The organism is Pseudomonas sp. MWU16-30323, from assembly GCF_020515595.1.
Taxonomy (GTDB): domain Bacteria; phylum Pseudomonadota; class Gammaproteobacteria; order Pseudomonadales; family Pseudomonadaceae; genus Aquipseudomonas; species Aquipseudomonas yamanorum.
This window is the reverse complement of sequence record NZ_JAIWYM010000018.1, coordinates 1-23017: the sequence shown is the minus strand read 5'-3', so window position 1 is coordinate 23017 and position 23017 is coordinate 1. Positions and strand designations below refer to the sequence as shown.

Genomic DNA, 23017 nt, shown 5'->3' with positions numbered 1-23017 from the left:
GGGGGCGGGAGAGCGCCCATAATGTCGCGCATTATACGAGGCCGTGAGCGCCTCTGAACGGGATATTTAGGAGTCTTTTATGGCCGTCGCCCTGAGCACCTTAGTCGAGGAAGCGGACCGCTACCTTAATAGTGCAAAAATCGCCGATTACTGCCCCAACGGCCTGCAAGTCGAGGGTCGCCCGCAGGTGCTGCGCATCGTCAGCGGCGTGACCGCCAGCCAGGCATTGCTGGACGCGGCCGTCGAAGCCCAGGCCGACCTGGTGCTGGTGCACCACGGTTATTTCTGGAAAGGCGAAAGCCCGTGCATCACCGGCATGAAGCAGCGCCGCCTGAAAACCCTGCTCAAGCACGACATCAGCCTGCTGGCCTACCACTTGCCCCTGGACCTGCACCCTGAAGTCGGCAACAACGTGCAACTGGCCCGGCAACTGGACATCACCGTCGAAGGCCCGCTGGACCCGGACAACCTCAAGGTCGTCGGCCTGGTGGGCTCCCTGGCCGAACCGGTGTCGCCCCGCGACTTCGCCCGCCGCGTGCAGGAAGCCATGGGCCGCGAGCCGCTGCTGATCGAAGGCAGCGAGATGATCCGCCGCGTGGGCTGGTGCACCGGGGGTGGCCAGGGCTACATCGACCAGGCGGTGCTGGCCGGGGTCGACCTGTACCTGAGCGGCGAAGCCTCGGAGCAGACCTTCCACAGCGCTCGGGAAAACGACATCAGTTTCATCGCGGCCGGGCATCACGCCACTGAGCGGTATGGGGTGCAGGCGTTGGGTGATTACCTGGCACGGCGCTTTGCCCTCGAACACCTGTTCATCGATTGCCCTAACCCGATCTAACGAACACCACCAATCAAATGTGGGAGCTGGCTTGCCTGCGATGCAGACAGCTCGGTCTGTCAGATACACCGAGTCGATACCATCGCAGGCAAGCCAGCTCCCACATTGACCGCGTTCTGCGGGCCAAACCCAGCGGTATATTGATATACCGTTTCGATCTAGCCAGCCCCCTCAATAGAATCAGGTGCTGTGCTAGCATGCCCCGCTCGAACACGGCCCGCTGGCCGTCCATAAGATCGTTTTTCCGTGAGTAGCCATGGTCGACAAACTGACGCATCTGAAACAGCTGGAGGCGGAAAGCATCCACATCATCCGCGAGGTCGCCGCCGAGTTCGATAACCCGGTGATGCTCTACTCGATCGGTAAAGACTCCGCCGTGATGCTGCACCTGGCACGCAAGGCCTTTTTCCCGGGCAAGTTGCCGTTTCCGGTGATGCATGTCGACACCCGCTGGAAATTCCAGGAGATGTACAAGTTCCGCGACAAGATGGTCGAAGAGCTTGGTCTTGAGTTGATCACTCACGTCAACCCGGACGGCGTGGCACAGGGCATCAACCCGTTCACCCACGGCAGCGCCAAGCACACCGACATCATGAAGACCGAGGGCCTGAAGCAGGCGCTCGACAAATATGGTTTCGACGCTGCGTTCGGCGGTGCCCGTCGCGATGAAGAGAAATCCCGCGCCAAAGAGCGCGTGTACTCGTTCCGCGACAGCAAGCACCGCTGGGACCCGAAAAACCAGCGCCCGGAGCTGTGGAACGTCTACAACGGCAACGTCAACAAGGGCGAGTCGATCCGCGTGTTCCCGCTGTCCAACTGGACCGAGCTGGACATCTGGCAGTACATCTACCTGGAAGGCATCCCGATCGTGCCGCTGTACTTCGCCGCCGAACGCGAAGTGATCGAGAAGAACGGCACGTTGATCATGATCGACGACGACCGCATCCTCGAGCACCTGTCCGACGAAGACAAAGCCCGAATCGTCAAAAAGAAAGTACGTTTCCGTACCCTTGGCTGCTACCCGTTGACGGGCGCGGTGGAGTCCGAAGCCGAGACGCTGACGGACATCATTCAGGAAATGCTCCTGACGCGAACTTCCGAGCGCCAGGGCCGTGTCATCGACCACGATGGTGCAGGCTCGATGGAAGATAAAAAACGTCAAGGCTATTTCTAAGGGGCTGTCATGTCGCATCAATCTGATTTGATCAGCGAGGACATCCTCGCCTACCTGGGCCAGCACGAGCGCAAGGAAATGTTGCGCTTCCTGACCTGTGGCAACGTCGACGACGGCAAGAGCACCCTGATCGGGCGCCTGCTGCACGACTCCAAGATGATCTACGAAGATCACCTGGAAGCCATCACCCGCGATTCGAAAAAGTCCGGCACCACCGGCGATGACATCGACCTGGCCTTGCTGGTCGACGGCCTGCAGGCCGAGCGTGAGCAGGGCATCACCATTGATGTTGCCTACCGCTACTTCTCCACCGCCAAGCGCAAATTCATCATCGCCGACACCCCCGGCCATGAGCAGTACACCCGCAACATGGCCACCGGTGCCTCCACCTGTGACCTGGCGATCATCCTGATCGACGCCCGCTACGGCGTGCAGACCCAGACCCGTCGCCACAGCTTTATCGCCTCGTTGCTGGGCATCAAGCACATCGTGGTGGCCGTCAACAAGATGGACATCAATGGCTTTGACCAAAGCGTGTTCGAGTCGATCAAGGCCGATTACCTGAAGTTCGCCGACGGTATCGCGTTCAAGCCGAGCACCCTGGCCTTCGTGCCGATGTCGGCGCTCAAGGGCGACAACGTGGTGAACAAGAGCGAGCGCTCGCCCTGGTACACCGGCCAGTCGCTGATGGAGATTCTCGAAACCGTCGAGATCGCCAACGACCGCAACTACACCGACCTGCGTTTCCCGGTGCAGTACGTCAACCGTCCGAACCTGAACTTCCGTGGTTTCGCCGGCACCCTGGCCAGCGGCATCGTGCACAAGGGCGACGAAGTCGTGGTGCTGCCGTCGGGCAAGAGCAGCCGCGTGAAATCCATCGTCACCTTTGAAGGTGAACTGGAAAACGCCGGCCCCGGCCAGGCCGTGACCCTGACCATGGAAGACGAGATCGACATCTCCCGTGGCGACCTGTTGGTGCATGCCGACAACGTGCCGCAAGTGACCGACGCCTTCGACGCCATGCTGGTGTGGATGGCTGAAGAGCCGATGCTGCCGGGCAAGAAATACGACATCAAGCGCGCCACCAGCTACGTGCCGGGTTCCATCACCAGCATCGTGCATCGCGTGGATGTGAACACCCTGGAAGAAGGCCCGGCGAGCGCCTTGCAGTTGAACGAGATCGGCCGGGTCAAGGTCAGCCTCGACACGGTCATCGCCCTGGACGGTTACGCGAGCAACCGCACCACCGGCTCGTTTATCGTCATCGATCGCTTGACCAACGGCACCGTGGCCGCGGGCATGATCATCGCACCGCCGGTGACTCACGGCAGCGCGGCGCAGCATGGCAAGTTGGCTCACGTGGCCACCGAAGAGCGCGCCCAGCGCTTCGGCCAGCAACCGGCGACCGTGCTGTTCAGCGGCTTGTCGGGCGCCGGCAAAAGCACCCTGGCCTACGCGGTTGAACGCAAGCTGTTCGACATGGGCCGTGCGGTGTTTGTGCTGGACGGCCAGAACCTGCGTCACGACCTGAACAAGGGCCTGCCCCAGGACCGTGCCGGGCGTACCGAGAACTGGCGCCGTGCCGCGCATGTGGCGCGCCAGTTCAACGAAGCCGGCTTGCTGACCCTGGCGGCGTTTGTTGCCCCGGATGCCGAAGGGCGTGAACAGGCCAAGGCGCTGATCGGCGCTGATCGTTTGCTGACCGTGTACGTGCAGGCTTCGCCGCTGGTGTGTGCCGAACGGGATCCGCAAGGCCTGTACGCGGCGGGCGGGGATAACATCCCGGGTGAGTCGTTCCCGTATGACGTGCCGTTGAACGCCGACCTGGTGATCGACACCCAGGCACTGTCGCTGGAAGACAGCGTCAAGCAAGTGCTGGAACTGCTGCGTCAGCGCGGCGCGATCTAAGCGTCACGCGCACGAATAGCCCGCCATGTTGGCGGGCTTTTTTATGGAGCCTTGGAGACAACTCGGTCAAATGTGGGAGCGGGCTTGCTCGCGAAAGCAGAGTGTCAGCCGCCACATGTATCGGCTGGCACACCGCATTCGCGAGCAAGCCCGCTCCCACATTTTGATCAGTGACTGGCGGGATAATCTGTGTGCAATTTGGCGAGCAACACATCCTTCTCTTCCCACAGCCGGTTGATCCAACCCTGGAACGCCAACCGATACTCCCCATCCTGCTCATAATTCTTGCCGATAAACTCGGCCGGAATCTGCACCTCTTCAAACTGCACGACCACGTCCTTCACATTCCCGCACAGCAAGTCCCAATAACCGGGGCGTCCACCCGGATAGTGAATGGTCACGTTCACCAGCGACTTCAGCTGTTCACCCATGGCATCCAGCACAAACGCGATACCACCGGCCTTGGGCTTGAGCAGATAACGAAACGGTGATTTCTGCTGCGCATGCTTGCCGGGGGTAAACCGTGTGCCTTCGGCAAAGTTGAAAATGCCCACCGGGTTGTGGCGAAACTTCGCGCAGGTCTTGCGGGTGGTTTCCAGGTCCTTGCCTTTCTTCTCCGGGTGTTTTTCCAGGTACGCCTTGGTGTAGCGCTTCATGAACGGGAAGCCCAGTGTCCACCACGCCAAGCCGATCACCGGGACCCAGATCAGCTCTTGCTTGAGGAAGAACTTCAGCGGGCGAATACGCCGGTTGAGCACGTATTGCAGCACCATGATATCGACCCAGCTCTGGTGGTTACTGGTCACCAGGTACGAGTGTTCATAGTCGAGGCCTTCCAGGCCCTTCAAGTGCCAGCGGGTGCGACACACCAGGTTCATCCAGGCTTTGTTGTTGCTGATCCAGGCCTCGTGAGTCTGGTTCATCAGCCATTCACTGAAGCGCTTGGCAAACGGCAACGCCTTGAACAGCGCCACGATAAACAGGAACGAGCACAGCAGGATCGTGTTCAACGCCAGCAACAGCGAGGCGATCACCCCGCGCACGGCGGCAGGTAGAAAATCCAGCATTTAGACATCCATAGGTCGGTTGGCGGCTTGAATCGCGGTCAATGCGATGGTGTACACGATGTCGTCCACCTGCGCCCCACGGGGCAGGTCGTTCACCGGTTTGCGCAGGCCTTGCAGCATCGGCCCCAGGCTGACGCAATCGGCGCTGCGTTGCACGGCCTTGTGGGTGGTGTTTCCGGTGTTCAGGTCGGGGAACACGAACACCGTGGCCTTGCCCGCCACCAGGCTGTTGGGCGCCAGTTGCCGGGCCACGGTTTCGTTGGCCGCGGCGTCGTACTGCAACGGGCCGTCGATCAGCAGTGAGCTTTGGGCTTCGTGGGCCAGCAGGGTGGCTTCGCGGACTTTCTCGACTTCTTCGCCCGTGGCGGAATCACCGCTGGAATAACTGATCATCGCCACCCGTGGCGTGATCCCGAACGCGGCAGCCGAGTCGGCGCTTTGCAGGGCGATTTCTGCCAGTTCCGCGGCGCTTGGGTGCGGGTTCATCACGCAGTCGCCGTACACCAGCACTTGCTCGGGGAACAGCATGAAGAACACCGACGAGACCAGGGTGCAGCCCGGCGCGGTCTTGATCAGTTGCAAGGCCGGGCGAATGGTATTGGCAGTGGAGTGGATGACGCCGGAGACCAGGCCGTCGACTTCATCCAGGGCGAGCATCATGGTAGCGATCACCACGGTGTCTTCCAGCTGCTGCTCGGCCATCGGCGCGTTGAGGCTTTTGGTTTTGCGCAGGGCCACCATTGGCTCCACGTAGCGCTGGCGAATCAGGTCGGGGTCGAGAATCTCCAGGCCTTCGGGCAGCTCGATCCCATGGGCGCGGGCCACCGCTTCCACGTCCGCCGGCTTGGCCAGCAGTACGCAACGGGCAATCCCGCGCGCCTGGCAGATGGCGGCAGCTTGTACGGTCAGCGGCTCGCTGCCTTCCGGCAAAACGATGCGCTTGTTGGCGGCCTGGGCGCGCTGGATCAGTTGATAACGGAATACAGCGGGCGACAGGCGCATCTCCCGTGGCGTACCGCAGCGCTGGTGCAGCCAGCGTGCGTCGAGGTGGCTGGCGACGAAATCGGTGATGATCTCCGCACGTTCGCGGTCATCAATCGGGATTTCCTTGTTCAGGCTGTTGAGCTGGTTGGCGGTGTCGTAGGAGCCGGTGCTCACCGACAGCACCGGCAAACCGGCCTGGAACGCGCCCCGGCACAGGTCCATGATCCGTGGGTCGGGCAGGGTGTCGCTGGTCAGCAACAGGCCGGCCAGCGGCACGCCGTTGATGGCGGCCAGGCTGACGGCGAGGATGATGTCGTCGCGGTCGCCGGGGGTCACTACCAGCACGCCGGGCTTGAGCAGCTCCACGGTGTTACGCATGGTACGGGCGCAGATGATGATTTTGGTCATGCGCCGGGTTTCGTAGTCACCGGCGTTGAGGATCTGCGCACCCATCAGGTCGGCCACGTCGCGGGTGCGCGGGGCGTTGAGCTCCGGCTGGTATGGGATGCAGCCCAACAGGCGGAAATCGCCGCTGCGCAACAACGGCGAATGCTCTTTGAGCCGTGCCGAGAACGCCTCCATGCTTTCGTCGGTGCGCACCTTGTTGAGGATCACGCCCAACACTTTTGGATCTTTCGGGCCGCCAAACAACTGGGCCTGCAATTCCACGCGGCCGGAGAGTTCGGTGAGCACTTCGTTTTCCGGGGCCGAGACCAGGATCACTTCGGCGTCCAGGCTCTTGGCCAGGTGCAAGTTGACCCGGGCCGCATAGCTGGCGCTGCGGGTCGGCACCATGCCTTCGACAATCAGCACGTCCTTGCCCACGGCGGCTTGCTGGTAAAGGGTGATGATTTCTTCCAGCAGCTCATCCAGCTGGCCGTCGCCGAGCATCCGCTCCACGTGGGCCAGGCCCAAGGGTTGGGGTGGTTTCAGGCCGTGGGTGCGGGCCACCAGTTCGGTGGAGCGCTCGGGGCCGGTGTCGCCGGGGTGCGGCTGGGCAATCGGTTTGAAGAAGCCGACTTTCAGCCCGGCCCGTTCAAGGGTACGCACCAGCCCAAGGCTGATGGAGGTCAGACCCACACCAAAATCGGTGGGCGCGATAAAAAAAGTCTGCATGCGAATTCTCTGGAGGTGCATGGCTTCGGTGGCGGCCTATGGCTGGCTGCCTACCGGGAATCAGGTGCCAAGGTTATCTTTATCTGAGCCTTGCGCACACCAGCCGCACGTAAAGGGCTTGTCTATTTTTTCAAGGCGTTGCGCCGGGTCCGTGACCCAGGCCCGGCATTGCCAGGGCGGCTGGTGACGCAGGTGCTGGGTGTGGCCGCAGGAAAGCTCGACGACCCAGTGCCGGTCTTCGTCCTGGTGAAATCCGACGACCGTCGGGTCAGTTGTTCGACCCCGTCCGTCCGGGTTGTGTTCGCTTTCGGGCAAATCCTTGTTTAGACTTGTCCGTTCTTCATTCTTCTGCAAAAGGTCTCGCCCCATGCCGATCGCCGCCAATAAGGCTGTCTCCATTGACTATACCCTGACCAACGACGCTGGTGAGGTCATCGACAGTTCTGCCGGCGGCGCGCCGCTGGTCTACCTGCAAGGTGCAGGTAACATCATCCCGGGCCTGGAAAAGGCCCTGGAAGGCAAAGAGGTCGGTGACGAACTGACCGTTGCCGTAGAACCTGAAGATGCCTACGGCGAATACTCTGCCGAACTGGTCAGCACCCTGAGCCGCAGCATGTTCGAAGGCGTCGACGAGCTGGAAGTGGGCATGCAGTTCCACGCTTCCGCTCCGGACGGCCAGATGCAGATCGTCACCATCCGTGACCTGGACGGCGACGACGTGACCGTCGACGGCAACCACCCGCTGGCAGGCCAGCGCCTGAACTTCCAGGTGAAGATCGTCGCTATCCGTGACGCTTCCCAGGAAGAAGTGGCTCACGGCCACGTGCACGGCGAAGGTGGTCACCACCATTGATTGATTGAGCGACGCTCTGTCAGTTGGAAAAAGGCGCCTTCGGGCGCCTTTTTCATTTGGCGGCTATTCTTGCCGACTTGGCGGCTGTAATCTCGAGTGGCCGTTACAAGAACATGGGATATCTGGAGTTCGTCATGAGTGCTTTCCACGACCTTAAACTCAAAGCCCTGGATGGTCAGGAGCTGCCTCTGGCGCCCTTCAAGGGGCAAGTCGTGCTGGTGGTCAACGTCGCCTCCAAATGTGGTTTGACACCACAGTACGCCGCGCTGGAAAACCTCTATCAGCAATACAAAAGCCAGGGTTTCACCGTACTCGGGCTGCCGTGCAATCAATTTGCCGGGCAGGAGCCGGGCACTGAAGAAGAAATCCAGGAATTTTGCAGCCTCAATTACGGCGTGACCTTTCCTCTGGGCAGCAAGCTCGAGGTGAACGGCCACGATCGCCACCAGCTGTATCGATTGCTGGCGGGCGAGGGCGCCGAGTTTCCCGGGGACATCACCTGGAACTTCGAAAAATTCCTGCTGGGTAAGGATGGTCGGGTCCTGGCGCGTTTCTCGCCGCGTACACCGCCTGATGACCCCTCCATTATTCAGGCGATCGAAAAAGCCTTGAGCTGATACTTTCAGCATTATCGAGCGAGCTTCCGTGGCAAGGGAGCTTGCTGTGGCGAGGGAGCTTGCTCCCGCTGGGCTGCGAAGCAGCCCCATGCCCTCCCGCTTTTACCCCTTAATCACCCCAATCAATAGTGCTACCCAACACGCTGCCCACTCCATATTATCCACATCATAAATTCCTTTCTGATGGAGTGCTCCCATGCCTGTCCAAGCCTTGTTCAAACCGTTCCAGCTCGGCGCACTGCAACTGCCGACCCGCGTAGTCATGGCGCCGATGACCCGTTCGTTCTCCCCGGGCGGCGTGCCTAACGCCAAAGTCATCGAGTACTACCGCCGCCGCGCCGCTGCGGGTGTGGGCCTGATCATCACCGAAGGCACCGTGGTCGGTCACCCGGCGTCCAATGGCTACCCGAACGTCCCGCATTTCTACGGTGAGGCGGCCCTGGCCGGCTGGAAGAAAGTGGTCGACGCGGTACACGCCGAAGGCGGCAAGATCGTCCCGCAACTGTGGCATGTGGGCAGCGTACGACGCATCGGCACCGAGCCGGATGCCAGCGTGCCGGCCTATGGTCCGACTGAAAAACTCAAGGACGGCAACGTCGTCGTCCATGGTATGACCGTGCAAGACATCAAGGACGTGATCGCCGCGTTCGCCCAAGCCGCCAAGGATGCCCAGAGCATCGGCATGGATGGCGTGGAAATCCACGGCGCTCATGGCTACCTGGTGGACCAGTTCTTCTGGGAAGGCACCAACCAGCGCACCGACGAATACGGCGGCAGCCTCGCCAACCGTTCGCGTTTCGCCATCGAATTGATCCAGGCCATCCGCGCCGCCGTGGGCCCGGACTTCCCGATCATCTTGCGCTTCTCCCAGTGGAAGCAGCAGGACTACACCGCGCGCCTGGTGCAAACCCCGGAAGCGCTGGGTGAGTTCCTCAAGCCGCTGTCTGACGCCGGCGTGGATATTTTCCACTGCTCCACTCGCCGTTTCTGGGAGCCGGAATTCGAAGGCTCCGAGCTGAACCTGGCCGGCTGGACCCGCAAGCTCACCGGCAAGCCAACCATCACCGTGGGCAGCGTCGGCCTGGACGGCGAGTTCCTGCAGTTCATGGTCAACACCGACAAGGTCGCGCAACCGGCCAGCCTGGAAAACCTGCTGCAGCGCCTGAACAACGACGAGTTCGACCTGGTCGCCGTCGGCCGCGCACTGCTGGTGGATCCGGATTGGGCACTGAAGGTTCGCGAAGGCCGTGAAGGCGATATCCTGCCGTTCAGTCGTGAGGCGTTGACGACGTTGGTGTAAGGGGCGACAGGGCGGGCACCGGTTGCTCGTCCTCGCATACTCCGCGTAACTGCCGCTCAAACTGCTCGATAATCGCTGGCCAACCCTGACGGCTGGCGTGTTGCCGGGCATTGAGCCGCACCCGCCTTAGACTTTCCCGCTCTTCCAGCAGCCAATTAGCGGCATCGCAAAACGCCTCCTCATCCCCCGGCATCGCCAGCACACCGCTGTAGCCATGGCGAATATGCTGGGTTGCGGCCGCCTGGTCGTATGCCACTACACCCAACCCTGAAGCCATGGCTTCCAGCACCACGTTGCCGAAGGTTTCAGTGAGGCTGGGAAACAGGAACAGATCCCCGGACGCATAGTGCCGGGCCAGTTCTTCTCCGCGCAGGGTGCCGCAGAAAATCGCCTCCGGCAGTTCCTTTTCCAGCATCGCCCGTTGTGGCCCATCGCCGACGATGATCAGTCTCATCTGGCGCAGTGGATAGGTGTCCTGCAGCGTTTCAAAGCAGCGCTTGAGCAGCCCGAGGTTTTTCTCCTGGGCCAGACGGCCCACATGCAGCACCGCGATCTGGTCACTGTTCAATGCCCAGCTTTCACGCAGCGCATTGTCGCGCTTGGCCGGATGAAACAGCTGGCTGTCGACACCGCGGGCGAGCATGCCCAGGCGCTCGAAATGGCGGCGCTCCAGCTCCAGGCGCTGGCTGGCGCTGGGCACCAGGGTCAAGGTCGAGCGGTTATGGAACCAGCGCAGATAGTGGGTCAGCATCCGGCTCAACATACCCAGGCCGTACTGGTTGGAGTACTGCTGGAAATTGGTATGGAAGCCACTCACCACGCTGATCCCCAGGCGCCGCGCCGCACGTAACGCCGACAAGCCCAGCGGCCCTTCAGTGGCGATATACAGCACATCCGGGCGCTGGCGGGTCCAGCGCCGCAGCAATTTGTGCATCGACGACTGGCCCCATTGCAGCCCCGGATAACCCGGCAACGGCCAGCCGCGGCACAGCATCAGGCCATCGTCACTGGGCCGGCTCTGGTCGCTGCCTTGGCGCGGGCGAACCAATTCAACTTGATGCCCGCGTGCGCGCAAACCGTCACACAGGCGGCCAAGGGTATTGGCCACCCCGTTGATCTCAGGCGGGAAGGTTTCGGTGATCAGGGTGATGTGGAGCGAAGCTGTCGTCATGACCCACAGTCTCGGCGTGGGCCATGTCGTCATTGTGTCTTTTGGATGATGGATTTGTGACGGCTCAGGCCTTTTTAACGGCCATGGCCTCGGCGCCCTGTTCACGCACCCAGAACAACGTCGCCCCAGCGACTGCCGCCGGCATCATCAGCAGGTTCACCACCGGCACCAGCAGCACCAGGTAAACGATCCCGCCAAAACTCATGCTCTGCCAGCGCTTCTGGCGCAGCCAGGCGAGCATTTCGTTCCAGCCCAGCTTGTGGTTGTCCGCCGGGTAGTCGATGTACTGGATCGCCATCATCCACACGCCGAACAGCAGCCACAGCGGCGCAGCCACCAGGTTGACCACCGGAATGAACGACAGGATAAACAGGCCGATGGCCCGGGGCAGGAAGTAACCCAGTTTGCGCATCTCTCGGGCCAGGGTGCGCGGGACCATGGCCGCCAGCTCGCCCCAACTGAACGCCGGGAAGTCATCGGTACCGCGCACCACCACTTCGACCTTTTCCGACAGGAAGCCATTGAAAGGCGCGGCGATGATGTTGGCGAGCATGGTGAAGGTGAAAAACACCATCAGCACCACCAGCACCACGAATAAAGGCCACAACAGGTAATTGAGGAAGCTCAGCCAGCTCGGCAATGTCGGCATGAGTGTGTCGACCCACAGGCTGAACTGATGGCCAGCGAAGTAGATCAGTCCGACGAACAGGATCAGGTTGATCGCCAGCGGCAGCAGCACGAACAGGCGCAAGCCGGGGCTGAGTACCAGTTTGAGGCCTTCGCGCAGGTATTGTGGGCCTGAAAGAACGGGGGCGGGCATGGATAACTCCGGGCAATGGGGGCGAACGCGCCGACCTTACCGGCTTTGGGAGTACCGGGAAAGCACGGCCCGCCTCGCGACATTAACGGTAACAAAGGTGTCGATTAATAGAGGGCACGGGATAGAGACCACCTATGAGCTGGATTGTTATTCCGTATTTCCTTAATCTTGCCTCCCTCTATACGCTGCACCCATTATTTTCAGGATCTGCGAGTTAAAGCCTTCCCCAAGTGCTTCGCGGTCCTTTTTTATTCCAGCCGTTCTGTAGTCCGGGCGGTCGATAGGAGTGAGTCATGTCTGATACCCGTCATTCGCGAGTGATTATTCTCGGTTCCGGCCCTGCCGGTTACAGCGCTGCCGTCTACGCTGCCCGGGCCAACCTCAAGCCGCTGCTGATCACCGGCATGCAAGCGGGCGGTCAGTTGACCACCACCACCGAAGTCGACAACTGGCCGGGCGACGTCCACGGCCTGACCGGCCCGGTACTGATGGAACGCATGAAAGAACACGCCGAGCGTTTCGAAACCGAAATCGTGTTCGATCACATCAACAAGGTCGATTTCTCCAAGAAGCCTTACAGCCTGACCGGCGACAGCGGCGTGTACACCTGTGACGCGCTGATCATCGCCACCGGCGCCAGCGCTCGTTACCTGGGCCTGCCGTCGGAAGAAGCGTTCATGGGCAAGGGCGTTTCCGCCTGTGCGACCTGTGACGGCTTCTTCTACCGCAACAAGCCGGTCGCTGTGGTCGGTGGCGGCAACACTGCAGTGGAAGAGGCGCTGTACCTGGCCAACATCGCCAGCACCGTGACCCTGGTTCACCGCCGCGAGACCTTCCGCGCCGAGAAGATCCTGATCGACAAGCTGCATGCCCGCGTTGCCGAAGGCAAGATCATCCTCAAGCTCAATGCCACCCTGGACGAAGTCCTGGGCGACAACATGGGCGTGACCGGTGCTCGCCTGAAGAACAACGACGGCAGCTTCGACGAACTGAAAGTCGACGGCGTGTTCATCGCCATCGGCCACACCCCGAACACCTCGTTGTTCGAAGGCGTGCTGGATGCCAAAGACGGTTACCTGATCGTGCAGGGCGGCCGTGAAGGCAATGCGACTGCCACCAACATCGAAGGCATCTTCGCTGCCGGTGACGTGGCCGACCACGTCTACCGCCAGGCGATCACCTCCGCCGGCGCCGGCTGCATGGCGGCACTGGATGCCGAGCGTTACCTCGACGGTTTGAAGGACGCTGCGTTCTAAACCGCTGAAACAGAAAAACCGGCTGCGAGGCCGGTTTTTTTATGCGCGGGATTTGATGATTCAGCGCTATCTCAACTTGGTAACCCAATCACTGTGGGAGCTGGCTTGCCTGCGATGGCGGTGTATCAGTCACCACCGCCATCGCGGGCAAGCCCGGCTCCCACATTGACCGGGTTCAAATTGAATCAGCGGCGCGTCAATGGCTGCTGAGTGAACTTCACCCCGGCCAATCCATGTTCGATCAGCGCGCGAATGTTGCCATGGTCACTGCCCTCAGGCGTGGCCAGCACCGAACGGTAATGCTCGCCAAACGCCAACAGCGCTTCCTGGTCGCTAAAGCCTTCCAGCAACGCCAGGCCCAGGGTCTTGCACGAACCTTCGTTCTGCCCGGCGGCGTTTTCCACGCTGCCATTGGTGAACGCTTGGGGCTGGTAGTCGTAACCGGAGGCAACAAACGCCAGGGTATCGGCAAAAACATGTTCGCCGCTGGTGAGGCTGGCGCGCAGGGTGTTCAGGTCAGTCATGGGTTTTTCCTTTGGCGAATGCCGCTTGCTGTTCGGCACTGGCTTCTTGCTGGTATTGGGCTTTCCACTCGGCGTACGGCATGCCGTACACCACTTCACGGGCGTCATCGAGGCTCAGCTCGATCTGGCGCTCGTCGGCCTCGGCCTTGTACCACTTGGACAAGCAGTTGCGGCAGAAGCCCGAGAGGTTCATCAGGTCGATGTTCTGCACATCCTTGCGGCTGTCCAGGTGGGCCACCAGCCGGCGGAAGGCGGCGGCTTCGAGTTCGAGGCGTTGTTGATCGTTCATGGTACTCACTGCAAAGGTAAGGGTTAGCGACTGGCCGCCAGGGTGATCGACACCGATTCGGCAAAACGCAACGCATGGGGTTTGTCGACTTCGACTTCGGCGTACAGCACCGACGTATTGCTCATCACCAGGTCGAGGATCTCCTGGGTCAGGCGCTCCAGCAGGGCAAAGCGGTTGCCTTCCACATGGGCGATGATCGCCTTGGTGATGGTGCGGTAGTTCAGCGCGTGGTCGATGTCGTTGTCGCGTACGGCTTCCTGGGCGGCATACAGGATGGTCAGGTTGATCAACACATCCTGCTTGTTGAGGATTTCATCCTCGTTGATTCCGATAAACGTGCGCAGGCACAGGTCTTTGACCCGGATGCGCGCCATGCCTGGCTGAAGTTGTGGCATTGCTACTTGCTCCGTCCAATCAGTTGCAGGAACTCCATGCGCGTGGTGTTCGACTCGCGGAAGGCGCCGAGCATCACCGAGGTGTTCATGGTGGAATTCTGTTTTTCGACACCGCGCATCATCATGCACATGTGCTTGGCTTCGATCACCACCGCCACACCGGATGCCTGGGTGACTTGCTGGATGGCGTCGGCGATTTCCCGCGTGAGGTTCTCCTGAATCTGCAGGCGCCGGGCGAACATGTCGACGATGCGCGCCAGCTTCGACAGGCCAAGGACCTTGCCGGTCGGAATATAGGCCACATGAGCCTTGCCGATAAAGGGCAGCAGGTGATGCTCGCACAACGAATACAGCTCGATGTCCTTGAGGATCACCATCTCGTCGTTGTCGGAAGCGAACAGCGCACCGTTGACGATTTCCTCCAGGTTCTGCTCGTACCCATGACACAAATACTGCATGGCTTTGGCAGCGCGCTTTGGCGTGTCGATCAAACCTTCGCGCTCGGGGTCTTCACCCAGGCCCTTGAGGATCTCGCGGTAGTGGTGGGGCAGGGATAAGGTCATACAACATCCTCGCAAACGGCTTACTTGATATGCCGCCCGCCGTTGACGGTCAGGGTGGTACCGGTGACATACGGGTTATCCAGCAGGTAACGCACGCTCTGGTAAATCACCTCGGGGCCGGGTTCGATGCCCAGTGCCGCCTTGGCCAGGACCTTGGCGCGGTAGGCCGCGTCGTCGTCCTCGTTGAACATCACCATTGCCGGGGCAATGCCGTTCACCTTGATCGTTGGTGCAAGTTGTGCGGCAAACGATAAGGTCAGGCTGTCGAGCCCGGCCTTGGTGGCGCAGTAGGCAATGTGCTGGCGGCTGCCCTTGCGGGTCACGTCATCGCTGATGTGCACGATATCCGCAGGCGTGGAGCGTTGCAGCAGGTAAGCACAATGCAGGTTGATCAGGTACGGCGCAAGCATGTGCACACTGAACATGTCGGCAAACGCGCGGCTCTCGTCGCCGGGCGTTTCCGCCTCCCAGGCCGACGCATTGTGGATGATCGCTCGCAGGCTCTGGGTGTGTGCCTTAAGCTCGTCGATGAAGGCGAGAATGCCCGCTTCGCAGGAAAAGTCGGCAAACACGCCAATCGCACCGCGCTCGCGCAGGGTCTGCACGCCGGGACGTTCGCTGCGGTAACTGAAAATCACCGGCTGCCCTTCGTCCAGCAGGCGCAGGGCGCAATGCAGGCCGACACGCTGGCCGGCACCGGTGATCAGGATCGGGGCGGGAGTTGAAGACATGGGAAGCTCGCGTCGCTGGCAGGTTAAAACTATACCAGCGCGCGGCCTCCCTTGTACTCAAACGGTGGCTTCGCTGGCCTTTACCCGAACCGGGGCTGGATGCAGCCAGCCGGCCAGCAGGTGGGTCGACAACGGGATAAAGAAGTAAACCATCAGCGGCGTCAGCGCGAGGGTGCTGACGAGCACACGGCTCAACAAGCCCAACTCGCTGAGCAGCGGCTCAAGGCCGAAGTTGAACAGCAGCGACACCGGGAAAAACGCCAGCCAGATGGCCACGGCCTGCTTCCAGCGCGGCGGACGTGCGGCGGCGGCACCAAACCAGCCGTCGATACCGCGTACGCGATGCTCCGACGGCGCCGCAAACAGCTCACTGCCGCGCCCGAGCCATGCACCACGGGATGCGGAAAACTCCCAGGCATGCAGGGTTTTTTCGTCGGCGAAGCGGAAAATAATCTGGAACTCATCATCGTTGGGCGGCGGTGCAAGCACGCCGGAGCCCAGGTAACCGGGAAAGTCCGTGGCCAATTGCTCGCCTTCGCGCAGCCAGGCCATCAACTCTTCGTAACGACCCTTGGCCACGCGGCGCGCAACCATCAGGGTGACGGGGGAGGTAGACATTGTGTATCTCCATAAGGATCGGGTGCGCTGAACCGGGTAGGTGGCGCACGAACGAAGCTGCGGGGTAAGCAGCCACGTTGAAAAAACAGGCAAGGATTATTCCTGTTTTGAAGAAATACACCAGCGACATTGGTCGGCTGGCCTAAGACCTTGAAACGGACAGTCGTATCGGCGTTAAATGGGATCCAAGTTCCTCACAGTATATTAGTGCCCTGATGTCTGTAATGACTGCTCCATGCCCCGATATCGCCCTTGGCAACTCTGCCGATTCCGATGAGCTGTTCCCGATTCGTGAAGTGGCCAGATTGACAGGCATCAACCCTGTCACCCTGCGTGCCTGGGAGCGTCGTTATGGGCTGATCCAGCCGGTTCGCACCGAAAGCGGGCATCGCCTGTATTCACGCACCGATATAGAGACCGTTCATCGCATTCTCGATTGGATCGAGCGTGGCGTGGCAGTGAGCAAAGTCGGGAAAATCCTCGCCCGGGATGATCAGCAAGCCGCTGTTGCGGCGGTTACGCCAGCAGGCGCTGAGCATGAATGGAGCCAGTGGCAGCAGCAATTGCGAACGGCCATCGGTGCCTTCGACGACCGGCAACTGGACCGGTTGTATGGCCAGATTTTCGCGGCTTACCCGGTCGCGGTGGTTTTCCAGGACATCCTGATGCCCCTCTGGCAGCAGTTACTGCGTCACCAGGGACTCTTTGGCCAAACCAGCGAATGGCTGTTTTTTGATGGATTCTTGCGCAGCCGTACCTGGAAACGCCTGCAAATAGGCTGCGCATCCCCGGCGCCCCGGGTACTACTGGCCGCGATCGCCGGAGAATGCCGAGAGCTTGAACTGTTGGTCGCGGGTTTGCTGCTGAGCAGCGACGAGTTGGCGGTCAAGGTCCTGAGCGTGGGCCAACCGATCGATGAATTGACGCTTATCTGTGAAAAAACCAAGCCACAAGCCCTTGTGGTGTTCTCCAATCACTCGCCCACCAGTGAGTTGCCCCGGCGCCTCGAGCGGCTGGCCTTGACCATCGATTGCCCGCTTTTGCTGGCCGGCGATGCGGCGGAATTGGCCCAGGAGCAACTGAAGGGTTCGCCCGTCGGCTGCCTGGGTAATGAAGGGCGATTGATGCAGCGCCGCTTGCAGCAGTTTCTGCGCGGCAGCCTGGATACCTGACTTCAGGTGTGGACTTCGGGGTGGAACAGGCGGTGTTGCTGCAGGATAAACTGGCGCAGGCGCTCGGTTTCATCCACATCACTCTGGTTTAGGCGATAGGCGAACAACCCACGGGACGTTTCCCGCTCCAGGGTGCCCCGCACCGAGATGCGCTCGTACCCGGACGGACTGAACCACAGGGAAAAGGTTTTTGGCGCCTTGATCCGCCCGCGAATTTCCACCAGCAACCCTTTGAACGACACCTCATGCACCCAGAGTGCACCCGGCTGGCCCTTGATATTTTCCAACGGCACTGGCTCTTCAAGCGCCAGGCGCCACGGGCGAATCATCGGCCCGTCTTCGAAAATACTTGGTACACCCAGGCGCAAATGCACGGCATGAAACTCGTCTTCCACCAATTGCAGCGGAAAGGTCATTTGCTGGTTATCGAATTGTGCCTGAAGGGTGACATGGTCATGGGCGGCCAGTCGGGTGAGCAAATCACGAATCTGCGCACCGCCGTTGACCGTCAGGCTCGACGACGCATCCCGCACGTTGAGTTGCGGGTTGTGGTGCATGGTCTGAATAAAATCCAGCTCGTCCTGCGTCAGAAGCGCGTCGCGTTGCATTGATCTTGCTCAAAGAAGAGGTATTAAAACGCCATTATCTCTCTAAAGACCGCGTTTTCTAGTTTTTGTTAGATCCGCTCGTCGTCTTGAGTGCCGCAAGCTGCGCCTTGAGGTCCGCCAATTGGGCTTCCAGTTGCGCGACACGCTGCTGGGCCTTGACCTGAACGGTCACATCCTTCTGCACGCCGACAACGTAAGTCTGCTTGTCGGCCGGGTTGTAAACCGTCGATAACGACAGCTCGTTCCAGAAATGCGTGCCGTCCTTGCGGAAATTGCGCAGGATTTCCCGACAGGAGCCGCCACTCTCCAAGGCTTCGCGAATTGCCGTCAGCGCCTGCTGGTCACGGTCACCCGATTGCAGGAAGCGGCAATCCTGATAGAGGATTTCGTCGAGGGTGTAGCCGGTCATGCGCTCGAACGCCGGGTTTACGTAAATCAGTGGCATATCCTTGCCTTCGCGCTCGGCGATAACGATGCCGTCGTTGGAAGCGTTGATCACCAGTTGCATCAGCTTGGCGTTAATCATTGAGCGGTCCAGGGCTTGGCTCGGGGATTTGCAGTTTAAGGCATGCCAGCAGCCTGTCCACTTGCCCTAGCTGTTAATATCCCAGGCTTTTAGTCAGCTACAGGATCAGATTGATGAAAGTCGCCATCCTTTCCGGCTCGGTGTACGGCACGGCTGAAGAAGTCGCCCGGCACGCTGCAAGCATCCTTAACGCTGCGGGTTTCGACGCCTGGCACAACCCGCGCGCCACCCTGGCCGATGTGCAGGGTTTTGCCCCCGAGGCCTTTTTAGCCGTGACCTCCACCACCGGCATGGGCGAATTGCCCGATAACCTGCAACCGCTGTATTCGACCATTCGCGACCAACTGCCGGCCGCCTGGCGCGGCCTGCCGGGCGCGGTGATCGGCCTGGGCGACGCCAGTTATGGCGACACCTTCTGCGGCGGCGGCGAGCAAATGCGCGAGCTGTTTGCCGAGTTGGGCGTGCACGAAGTGCTGCCGATGCTGCGCCTGGACGCCAGCGAAAGCGTGACCCCGGAAGCCGACGCCGAGCCGTGGCTGGCCGAGTTGGTTACTGCACTGCGCGGTTGACCGGAAACTCGCGCAACAACGCCAGCCAGGCCTGGGCGGCTTTCGACAGATAGGCGCCCTCACGCCAGATAAAGGCAATGTCCCAGCGCAGGTATTCCGGCGCCTTGAGCGTCAGGCGCACCACCCCGGGTCGCACCAGGCCCCGGGCTACTACGCTGGGCAGCAACACCACGCCTTGGCCGGCGGCCACCAGGGCCGCGAGGAAATCCGCCTGGCCGCTGCGCCCGCTTTCTTTCGGGGTAAAGCCCAGTTGCTGACAGGCCTGGAGCAGGCGGTCGTTCAACACAAAACTTCTCTGGTACATCAGGAACGGCGTATCAGCCAGTTCTTCCAGGCGGATCTGCGCGTTATCGGCCAACGGATGGTCCATGGGCAGCAGGGCGTCCAGTGGCTCATCGCAGAATGCCTGCCAGGCGAATGCCGGATCGTTGGGCATCAGGCTGCCGCCCACCTCCAGTTCTCCACTCAAAATCGCCTGCTCGATACTGCGGCTGCCGCCTTCCAGCAACTGAATGGTGACATTCGGATAACGCCGTCGGTACTCGGCAAACAAGCCGGCAAACAGCGTGTCACCGCCCAGCTGCGGCAAGCCCATGCGCAGTTCGCCACGGGTCAGTTGATTCAAGTCGTCCAGTTCACTGAGCAGCTCGGCTTGCTGGCGCAGCATTGCCTCTGCCCGCTGCAACACCACTTGGCCAGCCGCCGTGAGGCGAATCTGCGAACCCAGGCGATCCAGCAGCGGCGTGCCCAGGCTTTGCTCCAGTTGTGCTACCTGCTTGCTGACCGCGGATTGGCTGATGTGCAGGGTTTTGCCGGCTTGGGTAAAACCGCCCCGGTGGATCACTTCGACAAAACTGCGCAGCTGTTTGAATTCCATTCGCCTGATTCCAGTTTGGAATAGATTGCAGTCTAACAATTCGCTGTGGGGATGCCAGGGGCCTCTTTAAAATGGGCGCCCTGGGAGGACCCAAAGCTCATGAAACGTTTAACCTTCAAATTCGTCGGTCGGTTGCTGGCTGAACTGATCATCCTGCTGGCCATTTACTTTCTGGGCTGCCAACTGGCGGCCTGGCTGAGCTGGCCTATTCCCGGTGGTGTGGTCGGCCTGGGCCTGTTGCTGCTGACCTTCGCCACTGGCCTGGTCAAGCCGGCAGCCTTGCAATTGGGCGCCGGTGTGTTGATGGCGGAGATGCTGCTGTTCTTCATTCCTGCGTTGATGAGCCTCTTGGACTACGGCGGCCTGGTAAAACACGACGGCTGGAGGATCCTGTTGGTGATCGGTTTCAGCACCTTGTCGGTCATGCTGGTGACGGCGTTTACCGTGGAATTCGTCTGCCGCTGGAAGTTGCGCCATGAAGCTTGAACTGATGCCTATGTTCTGGCTGGCGCTGACCCTGGGTGCCTACGGATTCAGCCGCTGGATCTACCGGCGCACCGGGCGTTACCTGCTGTCGCCGCTGATCCTGGTGCCTGCATTGTTACTGGCGGTGGCGGTTCCGATGAAAACCGCCTATGCCGAATATTCCACCGACACCCACTGGCTGATGCTGGTGCTGGGTCCGGTGACCGTGGCGTTCGCCATTCCGATCTGGCAACAGCGCCAGCTACTGATGCGCCATTGGTCAGCGTTGTTGCTGGGGATGGTAGCGGGCAGCGCAGCGTCCATCGCCACTTCGTATGGCCTGGCCAAGGCCCTCGCTCTCGACAGCTCGGTGACGATGTCGTTGGTGCCCCGTTCGATCACCACGCCGTTCGCCATGCCGGTGTCATCCGACTTGGGTGGCGTGCCGGAACTGACGGCCGTATTCGTGATGTTCACCGGCGTGTTCGGCGCCATGCTCGGCGGTGTACTGCTCAAGTGGTTGCCGTTGCGCACGCCATTGGCTCGTGGTGCGCTGTTCGGCGTGGGCGCTCATGGTGCGGGTGTCAGCCGGGCCCATGAAGTGGGCGGCGAGGAGGGCTCGGTGGCGGGCCTGGTGATGGTGCTGACCGGGTTGCTCAACCTGTTTGCCGCGCCTTTATTGGCGTCGCTTCTCTGACACGCATTGAGTAAATTCGAACTATTCTCAGGACTGACCCGTTCGGTCATCAAGGTGGCTGCCAATGCAACTCCGGCAGCCTCGACGTCTGACTAGACTGGCCCTTCACTCAAAAAAATAATAAGAAAACGCGCCAAGGAGGTCATTGCCGTGAGCCTAGCCACTGTTCAATCGACACACAGCGTAAAAGATCAGGTCAGCGCCGCCGAATGGCAGACCCGCGTCGACCTCGCCGCCTGCTATCGGCTGGTAGCGATGCACGGTTGGGATGACCTGATCTTCACCCATATCTCGGCCAAGGTGCCGGGCACCGAAGACTTCCTGATCAACCCTTATGGGCTGATGTTCCACGAGATCACCGCGTCGAGCCTGGTGAAGGTCGACCAGGCCGGCAACAAGCTGATGGACAGTCCCTACGAGGTCAACCCGGCGGGCTATACCATCCACAGCGCGGTACACGAAGTTCGCCACGACGTGGTCTGCGTGCTGCACACCCACACCGCTTCCGGCATCGCCGTTTCCGCGCAGAAGCAAGGCGTGTTGCCCATCAGCCAGCAATCCTTGTTTGTGCTGGCCAGCCTGGCCTACCACGCCTACGAAGGGGTGGCGCTGAACCACGAGGAAAAAGCCCGTTTGCAGGCTGACCTTGGCGAAAACAATTTCCTGATGCTGCACAACCACGGTTTGCTGACTTGTGGTGGGAGCATCGCCGATACGTTCCTGATGATGTTCATCTTCCAGCGCACCTGCGATATCCAGGTGATGGCGCAGAACGGTGGCGCAGAATTGATCACGATTGCACCACAGATATTGGCCGGTGCCCGGGCGATGATCGCCGGGGTCACCAAAAGCGCCCAAGGCATGGGCGGCGCGCTGGCGTGGCCGGCGTTGCTGCGCAAACTGGATGCACTCGACCCCGGGTATAAAAGCTGATGCCACTTGCCGAGATCCCGCTGCGCATCTGGCGCCAGCGCGCCCAGAGCTTCGAGTTTCGCGGCCGCACCATTCGGTACTGGGTGGCGGGGCAGGGCGAGCCGTTGCTGCTGATTCATGGTTTTCCCACGGCCAGTTGGGATTGGCATTACCTCTGGCAGCCGTTGGCCCAGCGCTATCAGGTGATTGCCTGCGACATGTTGGGGTTTGGCGATTCGGCCAAGCCGCTGGATCACACCTATTGCCTGCTGGAGCAGGCGGATTTGCAGCAGGCTTTGCTGGAGCATCTTTGGGTGCAGCAGCCGGTGCATGTGCTGGCCCATGATTACGGTGACAGTGTTGCGCAGGAGCTGTTGGCGCGGCATTACGAGGGGCGCTTTCAGATGGCCAGTGGCGTGTTTCTCAACGGTGGGTTGTTTCCGGAGACGCACCGTCCGGCGTTGGTGCAGAAGCTGTTGCTGAGCCCGCTGGGATGGATGATCGGGCGGGCGTTTGGGCGTAATGCGTTGGCCAACAGTTTCGGGCAGATTTTCGGGCCTTCGACCCGGCCCAGTGAAAGTGCGCTGGATGATTTCTGGAGCTTGATCGAGAGCCAGGATGGGCCGCGGATTTTGCACAAGTTGATTGCGTATATTCCTCAGCGTCGGCGGCAGCGGGACCGCTGGGTGGCAGCGATGCAGCGGGGGGAGGTGCCGTTGCGGGTGATCGATGGGGAGGTTGATCCGATTTCTGGGGGGCATATGGTTCAGCGCTATCGTGAACTGGTGCCGCATGCGGATACGGTGTTGCTGGCGAATATTGGGCACTATCCGCAGATTGAGGCGCCGGTGCAGGTGTTGAAGCATTATTTGGCGTTTCGGGAGGGGCTTGGGGTGGGGGCTTCTCGGGTGGCTTATTCTTGATTGGGGTTGAGTACATATCCGTTATTTAGGTAACGGCCACTTAG

At 60.7% G+C, this 23017-nt stretch carries 27 protein-coding genes; 13 read left to right on the top strand and 14 right to left on the bottom strand.

Annotated elements, in window-relative coordinates; all coding sequences use genetic code 11:
* The first annotated feature begins 79 nt into the window (after window positions 1–79).
* The 3 genes from LIY45_RS19845 to cysN all read left to right on the top strand — a co-directional run bounded on the left by LIY45_RS19845 (window position 80) and on the right by cysN (window position 3920).
* Window positions 80–838, top strand: coding sequence for a Nif3-like dinuclear metal center hexameric protein (locus tag LIY45_RS19845; RefSeq protein WP_010177002.1), 759 nt, complete (start codon window positions 80–82; stop codon window positions 836–838).
* A 256-nt stretch (window positions 839–1094) separates the two neighbouring features.
* Window positions 1095–2012, top strand: coding sequence for a sulfate adenylyltransferase subunit CysD (gene cysD / locus LIY45_RS19840; RefSeq protein ID WP_003208447.1), 918 nt, complete (start codon window positions 1095–1097; stop codon window positions 2010–2012).
* A gap of 9 nt (window positions 2013–2021) precedes the next feature.
* Window positions 2022–3920, top strand: coding sequence for a sulfate adenylyltransferase subunit CysN (gene cysN, locus LIY45_RS19835; RefSeq protein WP_093201693.1), 1899 nt, complete (start codon window positions 2022–2024; stop codon window positions 3918–3920).
* Between the two features lie 167 nt (window positions 3921–4087).
* Here the strand turns inward: cysN and LIY45_RS19830 are convergent, their stop codons facing one another.
* Genes LIY45_RS19830 through LIY45_RS19820 form a run of 3 tightly spaced genes read right to left on the bottom strand, consistent with a single transcriptional unit; the run spans window position 4088 to window position 7486 of the window.
* Window positions 4088–4987, bottom strand: coding sequence for an acyltransferase (locus tag LIY45_RS19830; RefSeq protein WP_017476009.1), 900 nt, complete (start codon window positions 4985–4987; stop codon window positions 4088–4090).
* Window positions 4988–7087, bottom strand: a complete 2100-nt coding sequence (gene pta, locus LIY45_RS19825; protein ID WP_017476010.1) for a phosphate acetyltransferase — start codon at window positions 7085–7087, stop codon at window positions 4988–4990.
* A gap of 60 nt (window positions 7088–7147) precedes the next feature.
* Window positions 7148–7486, bottom strand: coding sequence for a DUF3565 domain-containing protein (locus LIY45_RS19820; RefSeq protein WP_226477325.1), 339 nt, complete (start codon window positions 7484–7486; stop codon window positions 7148–7150).
* Between LIY45_RS19820 and LIY45_RS19815 the strand changes: the two genes are divergently transcribed.
* The 3 genes from LIY45_RS19815 to LIY45_RS19805 all read left to right on the top strand — a co-directional run bounded on the left by LIY45_RS19815 (window position 7455) and on the right by LIY45_RS19805 (window position 9857).
* The gene (locus LIY45_RS19815; RefSeq protein ID WP_017476012.1) at window positions 7455–7940 is read left to right on the top strand and encodes a peptidylprolyl isomerase; all 486 of its coding nucleotides are present in this window, start codon (window positions 7455–7457) and stop codon (window positions 7938–7940) included. The genes LIY45_RS19820 and LIY45_RS19815 overlap by 32 nt on opposite strands.
* 134 nt (window positions 7941–8074) lie before the next feature.
* Window positions 8075–8557, top strand: a complete 483-nt coding sequence (locus LIY45_RS19810) for a glutathione peroxidase (protein WP_226477390.1) — start codon at window positions 8075–8077, stop codon at window positions 8555–8557.
* A 196-nt stretch (window positions 8558–8753) separates the two neighbouring features.
* The gene (locus LIY45_RS19805) at window positions 8754–9857 is read left to right on the top strand and encodes an NADH:flavin oxidoreductase (RefSeq protein WP_017476014.1); all 1104 of its coding nucleotides are present in this window, start codon (window positions 8754–8756) and stop codon (window positions 9855–9857) included.
* On the opposite strand, the gene LIY45_RS19800 is transcribed toward LIY45_RS19805, so the two are convergent.
* Both LIY45_RS19800 and cysZ read right to left on the bottom strand, forming a co-directional pair.
* Window positions 9826–11028, bottom strand: a complete 1203-nt coding sequence (locus tag LIY45_RS19800; RefSeq protein WP_226477324.1) for a glycosyltransferase family 1 protein — start codon at window positions 11026–11028, stop codon at window positions 9826–9828. The genes LIY45_RS19805 and LIY45_RS19800 overlap by 32 nt on opposite strands.
* Before the next feature lie 64 nt (window positions 11029–11092).
* Complete coding sequence (cysZ, locus tag LIY45_RS19795) at window positions 11093–11848, bottom strand: sulfate transporter CysZ (protein WP_017476016.1); 756 nt, start codon at window positions 11846–11848, stop codon at window positions 11093–11095.
* Between the two features lie 293 nt (window positions 11849–12141).
* Here cysZ and trxB point away from each other — a divergent pair, with 293 nt between their 5' ends.
* Entirely contained in the window at window positions 12142–13104 is a 963-nt protein-coding gene (trxB, locus tag LIY45_RS19790; protein WP_010176992.1) for a thioredoxin-disulfide reductase, read from the top strand.
* 185 nt (window positions 13105–13289) lie between these two features.
* Here the strand turns inward: trxB and LIY45_RS19785 are convergent, their stop codons facing one another.
* Genes LIY45_RS19785 through LIY45_RS19760 form a run of 6 tightly spaced genes read right to left on the bottom strand, consistent with a single transcriptional unit; the run spans window position 13290 to window position 16224 of the window.
* Window positions 13290–13628, bottom strand: a complete 339-nt coding sequence (locus tag LIY45_RS19785) for a HopJ type III effector protein (RefSeq protein WP_226477323.1) — start codon at window positions 13626–13628, stop codon at window positions 13290–13292.
* Entirely contained in the window at window positions 13621–13917 is a 297-nt protein-coding gene (locus LIY45_RS19780; protein WP_008432302.1) for a DUF1244 domain-containing protein, read from the bottom strand. Before LIY45_RS19780 ends, LIY45_RS19785 begins: the two co-directional genes overlap by 8 nt.
* Window positions 13918–13940: 23 nt before the next feature.
* Window positions 13941–14312: a dihydroneopterin triphosphate 2'-epimerase gene (folX, locus tag LIY45_RS19775; protein ID WP_003208474.1), complete on the bottom strand. Its 372-nt coding sequence runs from the start codon at window positions 14310–14312 to the stop codon at window positions 13941–13943.
* Between the two features lie 2 nt (window positions 14313–14314).
* Complete coding sequence (gene folE / locus LIY45_RS19770) at window positions 14315–14875, bottom strand: GTP cyclohydrolase I FolE (RefSeq protein ID WP_017476020.1); 561 nt, start codon at window positions 14873–14875, stop codon at window positions 14315–14317.
* Between the two features lie 20 nt (window positions 14876–14895).
* Window positions 14896–15606, bottom strand: coding sequence for a dihydromonapterin reductase (gene folM, locus LIY45_RS19765; RefSeq protein WP_226477322.1), 711 nt, complete (start codon window positions 15604–15606; stop codon window positions 14896–14898).
* 57 nt (window positions 15607–15663) lie between these two features.
* Window positions 15664–16224: an antibiotic biosynthesis monooxygenase gene (locus LIY45_RS19760; protein ID WP_226477321.1), complete on the bottom strand. Its 561-nt coding sequence runs from the start codon at window positions 16222–16224 to the stop codon at window positions 15664–15666.
* A gap of 224 nt (window positions 16225–16448) precedes the next feature.
* Between LIY45_RS19760 and LIY45_RS19755 the strand changes: the two genes are divergently transcribed.
* Window positions 16449–17396 carry a MerR family transcriptional regulator gene (locus tag LIY45_RS19755; protein ID WP_226477320.1) on the top strand — a complete coding sequence of 316 codons (948 nt, stop codon included), beginning with the start codon at window positions 16449–16451 and terminating at the stop codon, window positions 17394–17396.
* A gap of 2 nt (window positions 17397–17398) precedes the next feature.
* Here the strand turns inward: LIY45_RS19755 and LIY45_RS19750 are convergent, their stop codons facing one another.
* Both LIY45_RS19750 and LIY45_RS19745 read right to left on the bottom strand, forming a co-directional pair.
* Window positions 17399–18004 carry a hypothetical protein gene (locus tag LIY45_RS19750; RefSeq protein ID WP_226477319.1) on the bottom strand — a complete coding sequence of 202 codons (606 nt, stop codon included), beginning with the start codon at window positions 18002–18004 and terminating at the stop codon, window positions 17399–17401.
* Window positions 18005–18062: 58 nt separating this feature from the next.
* Window positions 18063–18530 carry a PAS domain S-box protein gene (locus LIY45_RS19745; RefSeq protein WP_226477318.1) on the bottom strand — a complete coding sequence of 156 codons (468 nt, stop codon included), beginning with the start codon at window positions 18528–18530 and terminating at the stop codon, window positions 18063–18065.
* A 113-nt stretch (window positions 18531–18643) separates the two neighbouring features.
* Here LIY45_RS19745 and LIY45_RS19740 point away from each other — a divergent pair, with 113 nt between their 5' ends.
* Complete coding sequence (locus LIY45_RS19740) at window positions 18644–19099, top strand: flavodoxin (protein ID WP_003208486.1); 456 nt, start codon at window positions 18644–18646, stop codon at window positions 19097–19099.
* Here the strand turns inward: LIY45_RS19740 and LIY45_RS19735 are convergent.
* Window positions 19080–19976: a LysR family transcriptional regulator gene (locus LIY45_RS19735; RefSeq protein ID WP_017476027.1), complete on the bottom strand. Its 897-nt coding sequence runs from the start codon at window positions 19974–19976 to the stop codon at window positions 19080–19082. The genes LIY45_RS19740 and LIY45_RS19735 overlap by 20 nt on opposite strands.
* 99 nt (window positions 19977–20075) lie before the next feature.
* Between LIY45_RS19735 and LIY45_RS19730 the strand changes: the two genes are divergently transcribed.
* From LIY45_RS19730 to LIY45_RS19715, 4 genes are all read left to right on the top strand, one after another.
* Window positions 20076–20462: a CidA/LrgA family protein gene (locus tag LIY45_RS19730; RefSeq protein ID WP_017476028.1), complete on the top strand. Its 387-nt coding sequence runs from the start codon at window positions 20076–20078 to the stop codon at window positions 20460–20462.
* On the top strand, window positions 20452–21138 hold the full coding sequence (locus LIY45_RS19725) for an LrgB family protein (protein WP_017476029.1): 687 nt from the start codon (window positions 20452–20454) through the stop codon (window positions 21136–21138). The genes LIY45_RS19730 and LIY45_RS19725 overlap by 11 nt, the downstream gene beginning before the upstream one ends.
* A gap of 150 nt (window positions 21139–21288) precedes the next feature.
* Window positions 21289–22071, top strand: a complete 783-nt coding sequence (locus LIY45_RS19720) for a class II aldolase/adducin family protein (protein ID WP_017476030.1) — start codon at window positions 21289–21291, stop codon at window positions 22069–22071.
* Window positions 22071–22973 carry an alpha/beta fold hydrolase gene (locus LIY45_RS19715; protein ID WP_017476031.1) on the top strand — a complete coding sequence of 301 codons (903 nt, stop codon included), beginning with the start codon at window positions 22071–22073 and terminating at the stop codon, window positions 22971–22973. The genes LIY45_RS19720 and LIY45_RS19715 overlap by 1 nt, the downstream gene beginning before the upstream one ends.
* The last annotated feature ends 44 nt before the right edge of the window (window positions 22974–23017 follow it).